Here is a 13,792-nt window from a genome sequence, read left to right on the forward strand (position 1 = left end):
GCTGGTCGGCGCCCCGACCGACCTCACCCGGCCCTCACCCGGCCCCACGAACTCCAGGAAGCCGACACCGTGATCACCGCACTCGACCACGTCCAACTCGCCGCCCCGCCCGGAAGCGAGGACAACCTGCGCGCCTACTACCGCGACGTCCTCGGCATGACCGAGATCCCCAAACCGCCCGCACTCGCCGCCCGGGGCGGATGCTGGTTCACCGCCGGCACCGTCCAACTCCACATCGGCATCGAGCACGACTTCACACCCGCCAGGAAAGCCCACCCGGGACTGCGCGTCACCGGCATCCACGCCTACGCGCGCCGCCTCACCGAACGCGGAGCGACCGTCACCTGGGACGACAACCTCCCCGGCCACCACCGCTTCTACGCGCACGACCCGTACGGCAACCGCATCGAGTTCCTCGAACCGATCGACGCGTGAGCGGGCGGGAACGGCCGCACGCCGGCCCACGGCCCCGTGCCGGCCGGCGCGCTCGCGCGTTCAGTAGAGGGCGGGGCGCCCACGCGTTCAGGAAGGCGGGCCGCCGCCCGCCACTCACGCCTTCCGGTGCCCTATCAGCCGCGGCTTCGGCTCCAGACCCGACAGCCCGTTCCACGCCAGGTTCACCAGATGCGCCGCCACGTCCGCCTTCTTCGGACGCCGCACGTCAAGCCACCACTGACCCGTCAACGCCACCATGCCGACCAGCGCCTGCGCGTACATCGGCGCCAGCTTCGGCTCGAAACCCCGCTGCTTGAACTCCTCGCCGAGGATGTCCTCCACCCGCGTCGCGATGTCACTGATCAACGACGCGAACGTCCCCGTCGACTGCGCCACCGGCGAATCGCGCACCAGGATGCGGAAACCGTCCGTCGACTGCTCGATGTAGTCCAGCAGCGCGAACGCCGCCTGCTCCAGCAACTCCCGGGGATGACCCCCGGTCAGCGCGCTCGTCACCATGTCCAGCAGCAACCGCATCTCACGGTCCACCACCACCGCGTACAAGCCTTCCTTGCCACCGAAGTGCTCGTACACCACCGGCTTGGAGACCCCCGCCTTGTGCGCGATCTCCTCCACCGACGTGCCCTCGAAACCGCGCTCCGCGAACAACTGCCGCCCTACGTCGAGCAGTTGCTCACGCCGCTGCGCCCCCGTCATCCGCACCCGGCGCGTCCTGCGACCACCCGGCGACGAAGCCGGCGACGACCCGACCGGCACCCCCGTACCCGCCGACGACACCCCCGACGACGAGCCGCGACCCGCGGAACCCCTCGCTCCGGAGGAACCCCGCGACGACGCCGCCCTGCGCGTCCCGCCGCCCGCCGCCCTGCCCGTCGTCCCGTCCGTCGCCACGGGCACCATCATGCCGCTTCGGCGACGTCTTCCTTACGCCGGGAGGCGATCCGCTCCGCGGTCGGCCAGCGCACGTCCGACGCCCAGCCGAGCTTCTCGAACCAGCGGATGATCCGCGCGCTGGAGTCGATCTGGCCACGCATCACCCCGTGCCGCGCGCACGTCGGGTCGGCGTGGTGCAGGTTGTGCCACGACTCACCGCACGACAGCACCGCCAGCCACCACACGTTCCCCGAACGGTCCCGCGACCTGAACGGGCGCTTGCCCACCGCGTGGCAGATCGAGTTGATCGACCACGTCACGTGGTGCAGCAACGCCACCCGTACCAGCGAACCCCAGAAGAACGCCGACGCGGCGCCCCACCACGACATCGTCACCAGACCACCCACCAGCGGCGGGATCAGCAACGACACCGTCGTCCACAGCACGAACTGCCGCGACACCATCCGGATCGCCGGGTCCTTGATCAGATCCGGCGCGTACTTGTGCTGCGGCGTCTGCTCCTCGTCGAACATCCAGCCCATGTGCGCCCACCACAACCCCTTGAGCAGGGCCGGAACGGTCTCGCCGTAACGCCACGGCGAGTGCGGGTCGCCCTCGGCGTCGGAGAACTTGTGGTGCCTGCGGTGGTCCGCCACCCAGCGCACGACCGGCCCCTCGACCGCCATCGACCCGGCGATCGCCAGCGCGACGCGCAACGGGCGCTTCGCCTTGAAGGAGCCATGGGTGAAGTAGCGGTGGAAGCCCACGGTGATGCCGTGGCAGCCCAGGAAGTACATGAACACCATCAGGCCCAGGTCGAGCCAGCTCATGCCCCAGCCCCAGGCGATCGGGATCGCCGCGACGAGCGCGACGAACGGGACGCCGATGAACAGCGCCAAGGTGATCTGCTCGACGGAGCCCTTGCTGTCGGCGCCCAGGGTCGCGCTCGGCAGCGCCTGCTGCGCCGCGGGCGCGGGATCCCGGGGCTCGGTGATCACGTCCGGCTGTGTGGTCATGTATGTCCCTCGGGGGTGCGGGAATGTCTTACGGACCTACGGGACCGTAACCTACGTCGCCGTAAGTATGGCAGGGCCCGGCCCGCCCGGCCCAGCACCGCGCATGCGGCGCCTCGGGCATATGTGCCCGCTCCTCAAGGTCATCAAGGCTGAGGCCGCGAACTTCCGCACGACTTCCATCCGTGCAGGTCACGCCCGGGCGGGTGAAGCCACTCGATCGTGTGGTCGATCGCCGAACGCCTGGCGTGTCGGCGAGGGCGGGGTGAACGCTTGTTCAAAGACCGCCGCGAAGACCGAACTGCGCGCGAGAGCGCGGGAGTTGCGAGGAGAGGGGAAGACGTATGACGAGATCGTTGAGGCGTTGGGGGTGTCGAGGAGTTCGGTGTCGCTGTGGGTGAGGGATCTGGCTCCGCCTGCCCGGCCCAGGCGCAAGCCGGACTGGGGTCCGTACCGCGAACGGACCCGCCTCGCCAGGGAGGAGGCGAAGGCGGCGGCCAGGGCCGAGGTCGGTTGCCTGACGGACCGGGAACTGTTCATCGCGGGGGTGGCGCTCTATTGGGCCGAGGGGAGCAAGAGCAAGCCTTACCGGATCGATGAGTCGGTGATCTTTGTCAATAGTGACCCGGACGTGATCGAGGTCTACCTGGCGTGGCTCCAGTTGCTTGGTGTCGACCCTGGCAGGCTGCGCTTCCGACTGATGATCCACGAGTCCGCCGACGTAGCCGCCGCAGAGCGGTATTGGGCCGAACTTGTCGGCGACGGCTCGGCTGCGTTCGGCAAGACGACGCTCAAGCGCCACAATCCTGCGACGGTCCGGAAGAGCGTCGGTGAGGGGTATCGGGGCTGCCTCGCGGTCAAAGTGCTCAACGGCGCCGACCTATACCGTCGCATCGAAGGCTGGTGGTGCGGCATAGTAGGTGTCGGCAAGCGGCGCCAAAGAGAATCGCCCGCTTGACAAGCGTTCCGCCGTAGTGTAATTGGCAGCACGGGAGCTTTTGGTGCTCTTCGGTCCGGGTTCGAGTCCTGGCGGCGGAGCTTAAGGTTCGAATGAGGGCCCCGGTCGGCTGACCGGGGCCCTTCGCTTGGCCCGTCGGCCCCCTCCCGTATGGGCGCCTCCGTAACCCCTCGGTATCCTGCGGGTATCCACCCCCCGAACGCCGAGGAGCCTCCCCGTGAGCCCCATCCGACCGGCTGCCGTCGTCGTCCTTGCCGCGGGTGAGGGCACCCGCATGAAGTCGGCGACCCCCAAGGTGCTGCACGAGATCTGCGGCCGCTCCCTGGTGGGCCACGTGGCCGCCGCGGCCCGTGAGCTGGACCCCGAGCACCTGGTCGTCGTCGTCGGCCACGCCCGCGAGCAGGTCGCCGCGCACCTCGCCGAGATCGACCCCGCCGCCCGCACCGCCGTCCAGGCGGAGCAGAACGGCACCGGTCACGCCGTCCGCACCGCCCTGGACGCGCTGGCCGCCGACGGCGTGGCGCTCGACGGCACCGTGGTGATCACCTGCGGCGACACCCCGCTGCTGACCGCGGCCACGTTGCGCGAGCTGGCCGGAGCCCACGAGCGCGACGGCAACGCGGTGACCGTGCTGACCGCCGAGGTGCCGGACGCCACCGGCTACGGCCGCATCGTGCGCGAGGCCGACGGCTCGGTCGCCGGCATCGTCGAGCAGAAGGACGCCGACGCCGCGCAGCGCGCGATCCGGGAGATCAACTCGGGTGTGTTCGCCTTCGACGCGAAGCTGCTGGCGGAGGCGCTGTCGAAGATCACCACGGACAACGCGCAGGGCGAGGAGTACCTGACCGACACGCTGGCGATCCTGCGGGCGAGCGGTCACCGGGTGGGTGCCTCGCTCGCCGCGGACCACCGCGAGGTGGCCGGCATCAACAACCGGGTCCAGTTGGCGCAGGCGCGCCGGATGCTCAACGACCGCCTGCTGCGGGACGCGATGCTGGCCGGTACGACGGTCGTGGATCCGGCGACGACGTGGGTGGACGTGACGGTGGAGTTCGAGCCGGACACGGTGGTGCACCCGGGGACGCAGCTGCGGGGTGCGACGCGGCTGGCGGCCGGTGCGCAGGTGGGCCCGAACTCGACGCTGACGGACACCGTGGTGGGCGAGGGCGCGAAGGTGAGTTTCACGGTGGCGGAGGGCGCGTTGATCGGCCCGGAGGCCAGCGTGGGCCCGTACGCGTACCTGCGGCCGGGGACGCGGATGGCGCGCGGCTCGAAGGCGGGCACGTACGTGGAGATGAAGAACGCGTCGATCGGTGAGGGCACGAAGGTGCCGCACCTGTCGTACGTGGGTGACGCGACGATCGGTGAGCACACCAACATCGGTGCGGCGAGCGTGTTCGTGAACTACGACGGTGAGCACAAGCACCACACGACGGTGGGCAGCTACTGCAAGACGGGTGCGGACAACATGTTCGTGGCGCCTGTCACAGTCGGGGACGGTGTCTACACGGCGGCCGGTTCTGTGATCATCAAGGACGTGCCGTCGGGCGCGCTGGCGGTCGCCCGTGGCCAGCAGCGCAATATCGAAGGCTGGGTGGTCCGCAAGCGGCCGGGGAGCGGTGCCGCGAAGGCCGCGGAGCGGGCCGAAAGTGGCGAGTGACCTGGGCATGATCCGTTTCGCCCGGGTATCCGAGTGCGTCGCGCGGGGCGTACCGTGTGGGGTGCACACATTTCCGCCAGCTCGCCCATCCGCGGGTGAAGCTGCGTCGAACACCAGTCGAATCACCAAGGAGACTGTGCAGTGACCGGGATCAAGACGACCGGTGAGAAGAAGCTGATGCTCTTCTCCGGCCGCGCCCACCCCGAGCTGGCGGAGGAGGTGGCGCACAAGCTGGGTGTTCAGCTGGTGCCGACCAAGGCCTTCGACTTCGCGAACGGCGAGATCTACGTGCGGTTCGAGGAGTCGGCGCGAGGCTGTGACGCCTTCGTGATCCAGAGCCACACGGCCCCCATCAACAAGTGGATCATGGAGCAGTTGATCATGATCGACGCGTTGAAGCGTGCGTCGGCGAAGCGGATCACCGTGATCGTGCCGTTCTACGGTTACGCGCGGCAGGACAAGAAGCACCGTGGCCGTGAGCCGATCTCGGCGCGGCTGATGGCCGATCTGTTCAAGACGGCGGGTGCGGACCGGATCCTGACGGTGGACCTGCACACCGACCAGATCCAGGGTTTCTTCGACGGCCCGGTGGACCACCTGTTCGCGCTGCCGCTGCTGGCGGACTACGTGGGCACGAAGGTGGACCGCGAGAAGCTGACGATCGTGTCGCCGGACGCGGGCCGGGTGCGGGTCGCGGACCGCTGGTGCGACCGGCTGGGCGCGCCGCTGGCGATCGTGCACAAGAGGCGTGACCCGGATGTGGCGAACCAGGTCACCGTGCACGAGGTGGTCGGTGACGTGCGGGGCCGCATCTGCGTGCTGGTGGACGACATGATCGACACCGGTGGCACGATCTGCGCGGCGGCGGACGCGTTGTTCGCCAACGGTGCGGAGGACGTGATCGTGACGGCGACGCACGGTGTGCTGTCGGGTCCGGCGGCTGACCGGCTGAAGAACTCCAAGGTGAGCGAGTTCGTGTTCACCGACACCCTGCCGACGCCGGGTGAGCTGGAGCTGGACAAGATCACGGTGCTGTCGATCGCGCCGATGATCGCGAGTGCGATCCGCGAGGTGTTCGAGGACGGTTCGGTGACGAGCCTGTTCAACGACGCGCACTGACACACGTGGAACATGGTCTGCCCGAGGGGGCGGGGGCGCAGGTCGCCTCCGCCCCCTCGGCCGTGGTAACGGGCACCCTGTCGCGGCGGGTAGAATCGCGGGGTTGCTCGGCGAGGGAGACCGTGCGCGGTCTCCGTTATCGACGCGCTTTCGAGAGTGCGAGTTGCGGGTTCGGAGCAGGTCCGTCGTGGACCGAGCGGCAGATCGTTGTACATATCCGTCGTCATCCACGAGGAGTGCTGACATGGCTGAGGTCAAGATCACCGCTGGTGTGCGGTCCGAGTTCGGCAAGGGCGCCGCGCGTCGCGCCCGTCGCGAGGGCAAGGTCCCGGGCGTCGTCTACGGTCACGGCGCCGAGCCGGTCCACGTCAACCTGCCGGGTCACGAGCTGATGCTCGCGCTGAAGACCCCGAACGTCCTGATCAGCCTGGACGTGGACGGCAAGTCCGAGCTGGTCATCCCGAAGGCCGTGCAGAAGGACCCGATCAAGGGCTTCCTGGAGCACGTGGACCTGCTGCAGGTCAAGCGGGGCGAGAAGGTCTCCGTCGAGGTCCCGGTGCACGTCGAGGGCGAGCTGGCCCCGGGCGGCAACCTGATCGAGCACGTGCTGAACGCGCTGCCGGTCGAGGCCGAGGCCACCCACATCCCGGAGTCCGTCACCGTCTCGGTGGAGGGCCTGGAGGCCGGCGCGTCGATCGTGGCGAAGGACATCGAGCTGCCGAAGGGCACCTCGCTGGCCGTCGAGGACGACGCGGTCGTGCTGCAGATCGTGGCGGCGCAGGCCGAGGCTCCGGCCGAGGAGGCCGAGGCCGAGGAGGGTGCCGAGGCTCCCGCCGAGGGTGCCGAGGCCTGAGTGACGCGTGGCGTGGGGCCCTGAGGGTCGCCCCGCGCGGGGCGTGTCGCCTGTTTTCCGCGAACCGCCGTCCGGTGCTGTCCGGGCGGCGGTTCGTCGTGTCGTACGGTCCTGCGGGGCGCAAGGAGCGGGGAGGAGAAGGTGGGCGTGAGCATGAGTGGTTCTGCGGGGGCCGAGGGGCCGTGGCTGGTGGCGGGTCTCGGCAATCCCGGTCCTGAGTACGCGGGCAACCGGCACAACATCGGGTTCATGGTGGTGGATCTGCTGGCGGAGCGGATCGGTGGCCGGTTCAAGGCGCACAAGAGCCGGGCGCAGGTCGTGGAGGGCCGGATCGGCGGGCAGCGGGTGGTGCTGGCGAAGCCGATGTCGTTCATGAACGTCTCGGGTGGTCCGGTGACGGCGCTGCGGGACTTCTACAAGGTGGCGACGGAGCGGGTCGTCGCGGTCCACGACGAGTTGGACATCGACTACGCGACGCTGCGGCTGAAGAAGGGCGGCGGTGACAACGGTCACAACGGCCTGAAGTCGATCACGAAGTCGCTGGGTCCCGACTATCTGCGGGTGCGGTGCGGGATCGGGCGGCCGCCGGGGCGGATGGAGGTGGCGTCGTTCGTGCTGAAGGACTTCTCCTCGGTGGAGCGCAAGGAGCTGGAGTGGTTCGTGGACCGCGCGGCGGACGCGGTGGAGTCGCTGATCGAGGACGGCCTGGAGCGGGCGCAGAGCACGTACAACGGCTGAGGGGCCGAGGGCGGGGCGGTCGGCGGCCGGGCGTGGGCGGCTCGTCGTGCGGTGTATGAGGCTGTATGCGTCAACCGTTGTTGACCCCTGCGGTCTCGATCCCCAAGGATCGCGCGCATGCGGAAACGGAGCCTGATCCGGCGGCTGGGTGAGAGTGCCTGGGGTCTGCTGCTGCTGACGAGGGTGGTCGTGGTGGCGGCCCTCGCGGTGCTGGTGCTGGTGGCGGGGGCCTGGGTGTCGTGGAGTTCGGGCCGGGACGCGGTGGCGTCGGGCCTGGAGCGCGGCACGATGACGGTGACGTCGTGCGGGGCGTCGTCGTGTTCGGGGCCGTTCGCTCCGAGCGGGCCGCAGCCGCCGCTGGCGCGGGTGTCGGTGGACCGGTTGGTGACCCGGGGCACGGGCCAGCGGTTCCCGGTCGTGGTCGAGCCGGGCACGGTCAAGGTGGTGCGGACCGGTCCCGCCGGTGTGCTGTTCGCGTTGCGGCCGTTGGCGGGGGCGCTGCTGCTGGCGGCGCTGGTGGTGGGGGTGGGGTTGCGGATGCGGCGTACGGCGTGGTTGTCGGGTCTGGCGGGGGTGTTGCTGGTGGCGGTGCCGTTCGCGCTGGGGTGAGCCCTGGCGCGTACGGCACCGCCACCGGCGGTTGCGGCGTCAGCCGGTGTTGCGCAGGCCGGCGGCGACCCCGTTGACGGTGAGCAGCAGGGCGCGGGCCAGCGTCGGGTCGGGTTCGGCGCCTTCGGCGGCGGCCTTGCGCTGGCGGTCGAGCAGGGCGACCTGGAGGTAGGAGATCGGGTCGAGGTAGGCGTCGCGGACGTGGAAGGTCTGCTTGAGCACCGGGTTGGAGTCGAGCAGGTCGTCCTCGCCGGTGATGCGCAGCACCTCGCTGACGGTCAGGGCGTGTTCGGCCTCGATGTCGGCGAAGACGTGCTTGAGGTCGTCGGGGACGAGGGTGTCGACGTAGTGCCGGGCGATGCGCAGGTCGGTCTTGGCGAGCGTCATCTCCACGTTGGACAGGAAGTTGCGGAAGAAGTGCCAGCGTTCGTGCATCTCGTCGATGACCGCGTCGAGTCCCGCCTCGCGGGCGGCCTTCAGGCCGGAGCCGACGCCGTACCAGCCGGGCACGATCTGCCGGGACTGGGTCCAGCCGAACACCCACGGGATCGCCCGCAGCCCGTCGAGCCCGGCGCCGGAGTCGGGCCGGCGGGAGGGGCGGGAGCCGAGGTGGAGTTCGGCGAGCTGGTCGACGGGGGTGGAGGCGAAGAAGTAGGCGGGCAGGTCGGGGTCCTCCACCAGGCGCCGGTAGGCGGCGTGGGCGGCCTCGGAGACCTGTTCCATCGCGGCGTCCCAGCGGGCCAGTGCCTCGTCGGACTGGCGGGGCGCGGTGTGCAGGGCGGAGGCCTGGAGGGTGGCGGCGACGGTCAGTTCGAGGTTCTCGCGGGCGAGTGAGGGGATGAGGTACTTGTCGGAGATGACCTCGCCCTGCTCGGTGACCTTGATCTCGCCTTCGAGGGTGCCCCAGGGCTGGGAGAGGATCGCCTCGTGGGACGGGCCGCCGCCGCGGCCGACGGTGCCGCCGCGGCCGTGGAAGAGGCGCAGCCGCACCCCGTAGCGGTGGGCGACGTCGCGCAGGCGGCGCTGGGCGCGGTGGATCTCCCACTGGCTGGTGGTGATGCCGCCGAACTTGGAGGAGTCGGAGTAGCCGAGCATGACCTCCTGGACGTCGCCGCGCAGGGAGACGAGCTTGCGGTAGGAGGGGTCGGAGAGCATCTCCTCCAGCAGCTTGTCGGCGATCTTCAGCTCGTCGGTGGTCTCCAGCAGCGGCACGATGCCGATCTTGGCGATGCCGGCGTGCAGGTCGATCAGTCCGGCCTCGCGGGCGAGGACGGCAGCGGCGAAGACGTCGTCGGAGCCGAGGCACATCGAGATGATGTACGACTCGATGACCTCGGGCCCGAAGCGGTCGAATGCCTCGCGGACGGTGTGGAAGACGCCGAGGGTCTTGGCGCCGTCGGCGTCGAGCGGGGCCGGGGTGCCGGACAGCGGGCGGCGGGAGCGCAGTTCCTTGGCGAGCAGGCGGCGCCGGTAGTCGCGGGGCATGTCGGCGTAGCGCCAGGACTCCTCGCCGAGGCGGTCGAAGAGCTGGCCGAGGGCGTGGTGGTGGGCGTCGGCGTGTTCGCGTACGTCGAGGGTGGCGAGTTGTAGGCCGAAGGCGGACAGGGTGCGGATGGTCCGCTCCAGGCGGCCGTCGGCGATCAGTCCGCCGCGGTGGGCGCGCAGGGAGTCCTGGATGAGGGTGAGGTCGCGCAGCAGTCCGGCGGTGCCCAGGTAGTCGCGGCCCTCGATGTGCGGGGTGCCGTTCGCGAGCCGGTCGCGGGTGTTGACCAGCTTCTGGCGTACGCAGGTGGCCTTGAGGCGGTAGGGCTCCTCGGCGTTGAGGCGCTTGTAGCGGGGGCTGATCTCGGGGAGGTTGGACAGGTCGCTCTCCAGGGAGGCGAGGAGTTCCTCGGTGGCGCCGCAGTTGCGGATGGAGTTCGACAGGGCGCCGCGCAGGAAGTCGACGAGTTCGAGGGCGTCGGTGATGCCGTGCTCGTGCTGGAGGATCAGTACGTCCCAGGTGACCTGCGGGGTGACGTTGGGGTTGCCGTCGCGGTCGCCGCCGATCCAGGTGCCGAAGGTCAGCGGGCGGCTGCCGGGCGGCAGGGGCGCGCCGATGCGTTCCAGTTCGGCGCCGAGGTCCTCCAGGACGTCGCCGGCCGCGCCCTGGTGGAGTTCGTCGAGGTAGTAGATGGCGTTGCGGGCCTCGTCGGCGGGCTCGGGGCGGGCGACGCGCAGTTCGTCGGTCTGCCACAGCAGGTCGATGTTCTCGGCGAGCCGCAGGTCGTGGCGGCGGCGGTCGCCTTCGGCGCCGGGTTCGGTGTCGAGGAGTTCGGCGATGCGGCGCAGCTTGTTCAGCACGCTGCGGCGGGCGGCCTCGGTGGGGTGGGCGGTGAAGACGGGGCGGACGCCGAGGTGCCTGACGGTCTCGCGCAGGTGCTCGGGGTCGGCGTCCTTGAGCCGGTCGGCGGTGCGGGCCAGCAGGCCGCCCTCGACGGCGCGGCGGGCGCGCAGCTCACGGCCGCGGTGCACCTGTTCGGTGACGTTGGCGAGGTGGAAGTAGGTGGAGAACGCCCGCACCAGCTTGGTGGCGGTCGGCAGGTCGGTCTCGCGCAGCAGCGCGGCCGCGGCCTCCCCGTCGCTGCGGGTGAGCGCCCTGACCTCTTCGACCAGTTCCAGCAGTCCCCGGCCCTCCTGGCGCACCAGGGTCTCGCCGAGCAGTTCGCCCAGCCGCCGGATGTCGGCGCGCAGGGCGGCGTTGTCGGCGGTCTCGGGGGCGGCGGCTCCGGCGGGGGAACCGGTCCGGTCGTGGGTGTTGTCGGCTGTGCTCACAGGTGCGGCTCCTTGCGAGTCCTTGTGATGGACGGCTGACGTTGCGGACCGCGCTGTCCGACGGGGACAGGATATGTGCTGGACAGCACGGCGGCCGGAGCCCGGCCTGAGAGACCCGCCCACAGGGCCGCTTAGGCTGGCAGGTATGACGACGACGGGGGAAACGGTGTCGCGGGTGCCCGAGCGCACCGTCGGCACGGGGCCGTGGTGGTGGCCCAGGTGGCGCAGCCTGGTGCTGGACGCCGCCTTGGCAACGGTGTCGGCGCTGGAGTGCGCGGCCGAGGGCGCCACGTTCGCGCACGGCAACGGGCTTGCGGTGCCGCTGGGTGTGGTGCTCGGGCTGCTGGTCGGGGCGACGCTGCTGCTGCGGCGGCGCTGGCCGATAGCGGTGGTGCTGATCGCGCTGGCGGTCACGCCCGCGCAGATGGGCGTGGTGCTGGGGCTGGTGTCGCTGTACACGCTGGCGGCGTCCGACGTGCCGCGGCGGATCATCGTGTCACTGGTGGCGATGACGGTGGGCGGCACGCTGATCGTCTCGTTCGTCGAGATGAACCGCAACCTGGTGCACCGGGGCTACACCTCGCCGCTGTGGGCGTTCGCGATCGCCGTGCTGGTGGCGGTGGGCCTCACCGCGCCCCCCGTGCTGCTGGGGCTGTACGTGGGGGCGCGCCGCCGCCTGGTGGAGACGCTGCGGGAGCGGGCGGACGACCTGGAGCGGGAGCTTTCGCTGCTGGCGGAGAAGGCGGGGGAGCGGGCGGAGCGGGCCCGTATCGAGGAGCGCACCCGCATCGCCCGGGAGATGCACGACGTGGTGGCGCACCGGGTGAGCCTGATGGTGGTGCACGCCTCGGCTCTGCGCACCGTCGTACGGGAGGACCCGGACCGGGCGATCGGCAGCGCGGAGCTGCTGGGTGACATGGGACGGCAGGCGCTGAACGAGCTGCGGCAGATGCTGGGCGTGCTGCGCACCGGCACGCCGGCCCCGGCGGCGGCGCCCGCTCCCGACGTGGCCCCGGCGGCCGCGCTGGTCCCGCGGGGCGAGGCCGGTCCGCAGGCGGTGCGGGAGGAGGGCGACGGGCCGTGCCTGGCGCAGCTCGGGGTGCTGGTGGAGCAGTCGCGGGCGGCCGGGATGGTGGTGTCGCTGTCCGAGGAGGGCGACCGGCGCCCGCTGGCGGCGCCCGTCGAGCGGACGGCGTACCGGGTGGTGCAGGAGGCGCTGACCAACGTCCACAAGCACGCCGTCGGCGCGAAGACGCTGGTGCGGGTGGCCTACCGGTCGCAGGAGGTCGCGGTGCTGGTGGAGAACGGTCCGCCGGACGGGCAGCCGTCGGCGGGCCTGCCCAGCGGCGGCAACGGGCTGGTCGGCATGAAGGAACGCGTCGCGGCGCTGGGCGGCGGCTTCGTCGCGGGCCCGAACCGGGCGGGCGGCTTCCGTGTCTCGGCGGTCATCCCGGCGGGCGGCGTGCGCTGACCCCGGCGGGGCGGACGCGCGGCGAGCCGCCGGGCTCCGGGCGGACGCGCGGCGGGCCACCGCGCTCCGAGCGGACGCGTTCCGGGGCTCGTGCTCCGGGGCGTCGTGCTCCGGGGCGGTCCGCTCGCCGGCCCGGCGTCCTCATCCCGTCGTCAGCCGCACCGGCCGCGTGCCGGTCAGCAGCGTCGTGAGGGCCTGGTCGATCGTGTCGCCCAGGTACCAGTCGCCGGTGTGGTCGATGGCGTAGACGCGGCCCTCGACGTCCACGGCGACGTGCGCGCCGTCGTCGGGTTCGGCGCCCAGCGGGCAGACCTCCGTGCCCAGGGCGCGGCCGAGGTCGCCGAAGGTGCGGGCCAGGTGCAGGCCGCGCAGCGGGTCGACGAGCAGACCGCCGGGCGCGATCTCCACGCCCTTGGCGCCTCCCGCGCCGATGGACAGCGCGCCGAACTCCGCCCACGCCTCGACGGCGGCGGGGAAGACGGCGTGCCGGTGGCCGCCGGGGGAGACGTGGGCGCGCAGGTGGTCGGCCCAGATCTCGGCCTGTTTGATGTCCCAGCGCCCGGGCCGCCACCCGGCCGCGCGCAACACGGTGTCCACCTGGGCGGGGAAGCGGGTGGCGGTCCGGCTCGCGGCCGGCAGGACGGGGCTCACCTACCGCTCCCTTCCGCCGCCGGGTCCACGGCCCGCACCCCGAAGTGGGCGAGCAGCGGACCGCACGAGCGGCACGGCGGGGCGTAGGCGCCGTGCTCGGGGTCGCCGTCCTCGCGGATGCGGCGGGCGGTGAGCTTGCCGTGCTTGAGGGCGCGCCGCGCGTCGCCCTGGCTGAGCGGCTTGCGGGCGGCGCGTCCGGTGCGCGCGGCGTCGGTGGCGGTCAGGAAGCGGGACAGCAGGACCTGTTCGGGACAGCGTCCGGTGGAGCGGGTGCGGTCGGCGACCGGCAGCCCGCGCAGGAACTCCTCGACCAGCGGATGCAGCCGCGGCGCGGTGTCGGCCTTGCTGCCGGTGCAGGTCAGCGTCTCGCCGCGGACCGAAAGGGCGGCGGCGACGGCGGGAAGGATGCCGTCGCGGCGGTGGCGCAGGACGGGCGGGACGCCGAGCGGGCGGGCCGCCGGGGCGCTGCCGCCGCTCCAGCCGATCCGCGGGTCGGCTGACGTGGCGTCACCGTCCGCCGCCGGCCCGTGACCTGACCGCGAGCCCGTTCCGGAACCAGCCGGATCGCCGGATATCC

13 protein-coding genes and 1 tRNA gene are annotated in these 13,792 nt (G+C 71.5%); 9 read left to right on the top strand and 5 right to left on the bottom strand.

Annotation, left to right across the window (positions count from 1 at the left end; translation table 11 throughout):
• Positions 1-69 precede the first annotated feature (69 nt).
• A complete protein-coding gene (locus CK485_RS02515) occupies positions 70-435 on the top strand; it encodes a VOC family protein (protein WP_109446326.1) in 366 nt (121 codons plus the stop codon).
• A 114-nt stretch (positions 436-549) separates the two neighbouring features.
• On the opposite strand, the gene CK485_RS02520 is transcribed toward CK485_RS02515, so the two are convergent.
• Both CK485_RS02520 and CK485_RS02525 read right to left on the bottom strand, forming a co-directional pair.
• Positions 550-1,212 carry a TetR/AcrR family transcriptional regulator gene (locus CK485_RS02520; protein WP_109446594.1) on the bottom strand — a complete coding sequence of 221 codons (663 nt, stop codon included), beginning with the start codon at positions 1,210-1,212 and terminating at the stop codon, positions 550-552.
• A 143-nt stretch (positions 1,213-1,355) separates the two neighbouring features.
• A complete protein-coding gene (locus CK485_RS02525) occupies positions 1,356-2,345 on the bottom strand; it encodes a fatty acid desaturase (protein WP_109446328.1) in 990 nt (329 codons plus the stop codon).
• A gap of 121 nt (positions 2,346-2,466) precedes the next feature.
• Between CK485_RS02525 and CK485_RS02530 the strand changes: the two genes are divergently transcribed.
• The 7 genes from CK485_RS02530 (at position 2,467) to CK485_RS02560 (ending at position 8,279) form a co-directional block, all read left to right on the top strand.
• Positions 2,467-3,300, top strand: a complete 834-nt coding sequence (locus CK485_RS02530; protein ID WP_241968075.1) for a hypothetical protein — start codon at positions 2,467-2,469, stop codon at positions 3,298-3,300.
• 7 nt (positions 3,301-3,307) lie between these two features.
• Positions 3,308-3,380: transfer RNA gene (locus CK485_RS02535), tRNA-Gln, on the top strand.
• Between the two features lie 137 nt (positions 3,381-3,517).
• On the top strand, positions 3,518-4,960 hold the full coding sequence (glmU, locus tag CK485_RS02540) for a bifunctional UDP-N-acetylglucosamine diphosphorylase/glucosamine-1-phosphate N-acetyltransferase GlmU (RefSeq protein ID WP_109446332.1): 1,443 nt from the start codon (positions 3,518-3,520) through the stop codon (positions 4,958-4,960).
• A 141-nt stretch (positions 4,961-5,101) separates the two neighbouring features.
• Positions 5,102-6,079, top strand: a complete 978-nt coding sequence (locus CK485_RS02545) for a ribose-phosphate diphosphokinase (RefSeq protein ID WP_109446334.1) — start codon at positions 5,102-5,104, stop codon at positions 6,077-6,079.
• A 244-nt stretch (positions 6,080-6,323) separates the two neighbouring features.
• The gene (locus CK485_RS02550; protein WP_109446336.1) at positions 6,324-6,932 is read left to right on the top strand and encodes a 50S ribosomal protein L25/general stress protein Ctc; all 609 of its coding nucleotides are present in this window, start codon (positions 6,324-6,326) and stop codon (positions 6,930-6,932) included.
• A 153-nt stretch (positions 6,933-7,085) separates the two neighbouring features.
• Entirely contained in the window at positions 7,086-7,670 is a 585-nt protein-coding gene (gene pth / locus CK485_RS02555) for an aminoacyl-tRNA hydrolase (RefSeq protein ID WP_109446596.1), read from the top strand.
• A gap of 117 nt (positions 7,671-7,787) precedes the next feature.
• Positions 7,788-8,279 (top strand): hypothetical protein, encoded by a 492-nt coding sequence (locus tag CK485_RS02560; RefSeq protein WP_241968076.1) that lies wholly within the window; start codon positions 7,788-7,790, stop codon positions 8,277-8,279.
• Between the two features lie 39 nt (positions 8,280-8,318).
• Here the strand turns inward: CK485_RS02560 and ppc are convergent, their stop codons facing one another.
• A complete protein-coding gene (gene ppc / locus CK485_RS02565) occupies positions 8,319-11,012 on the bottom strand; it encodes a phosphoenolpyruvate carboxylase (protein ID WP_241968100.1) in 2,694 nt (897 codons plus the stop codon).
• Positions 11,013-11,238: 226 nt separating this feature from the next.
• On the opposite strand from ppc, the gene CK485_RS02570 reads away from it, so the two are divergent.
• The gene (locus CK485_RS02570) at positions 11,239-12,564 is read left to right on the top strand and encodes a histidine kinase (protein WP_109446340.1); all 1,326 of its coding nucleotides are present in this window, start codon (positions 11,239-11,241) and stop codon (positions 12,562-12,564) included.
• Between the two features lie 141 nt (positions 12,565-12,705).
• Here CK485_RS02570 and CK485_RS02575 read toward each other — a convergent pair whose 3' ends face one another.
• Positions 12,706-13,203, bottom strand: coding sequence for an SUKH-3 domain-containing protein (locus CK485_RS02575; RefSeq protein WP_109446600.1), 498 nt, complete (start codon positions 13,201-13,203; stop codon positions 12,706-12,708).
• Between the two features lie 8 nt (positions 13,204-13,211).
• Positions 13,212-13,700, bottom strand: coding sequence for a YwqJ-related putative deaminase (locus CK485_RS02580; protein WP_241968101.1), 489 nt, complete (start codon positions 13,698-13,700; stop codon positions 13,212-13,214).
• Positions 13,701-13,792: the final 92 nt, after the last annotated feature.

The sequence above is a fragment of the Streptomyces sp. ICBB 8177 genome (genome assembly GCF_003144095.1).
Lineage (GTDB): Bacteria > Actinomycetota > Actinomycetes > Streptomycetales > Streptomycetaceae > Streptantibioticus_D.

Excerpts from the sequence above, each read along its gene's own strand:
- CK485_RS02525 (WP_109446328.1), bottom strand. The coding sequence starts at position 2,345 with ATGACCACACAGCCGGACGTGATCACCGAGCCCCGGGATCCCGCGCCC.
- CK485_RS02530 (WP_241968075.1), top strand. The coding sequence starts at position 2,467 with ATGTGCCCGCTCCTCAAGGTCATCAAGGCTGAGGCCGCGAACTTCCGC.
- CK485_RS02550 (WP_109446336.1), top strand. The coding sequence starts at position 6,324 with ATGGCTGAGGTCAAGATCACCGCTGGTGTGCGGTCCGAGTTCGGCAAG.
- pth (WP_109446596.1), top strand. The coding sequence starts at position 7,086 with ATGAGTGGTTCTGCGGGGGCCGAGGGGCCGTGGCTGGTGGCGGGTCTC.
- CK485_RS02560 (WP_241968076.1), top strand. The coding sequence starts at position 7,788 with ATGCGGAAACGGAGCCTGATCCGGCGGCTGGGTGAGAGTGCCTGGGGT.
- CK485_RS02570 (WP_109446340.1), top strand. The coding sequence starts at position 11,239 with ATGACGACGACGGGGGAAACGGTGTCGCGGGTGCCCGAGCGCACCGTC.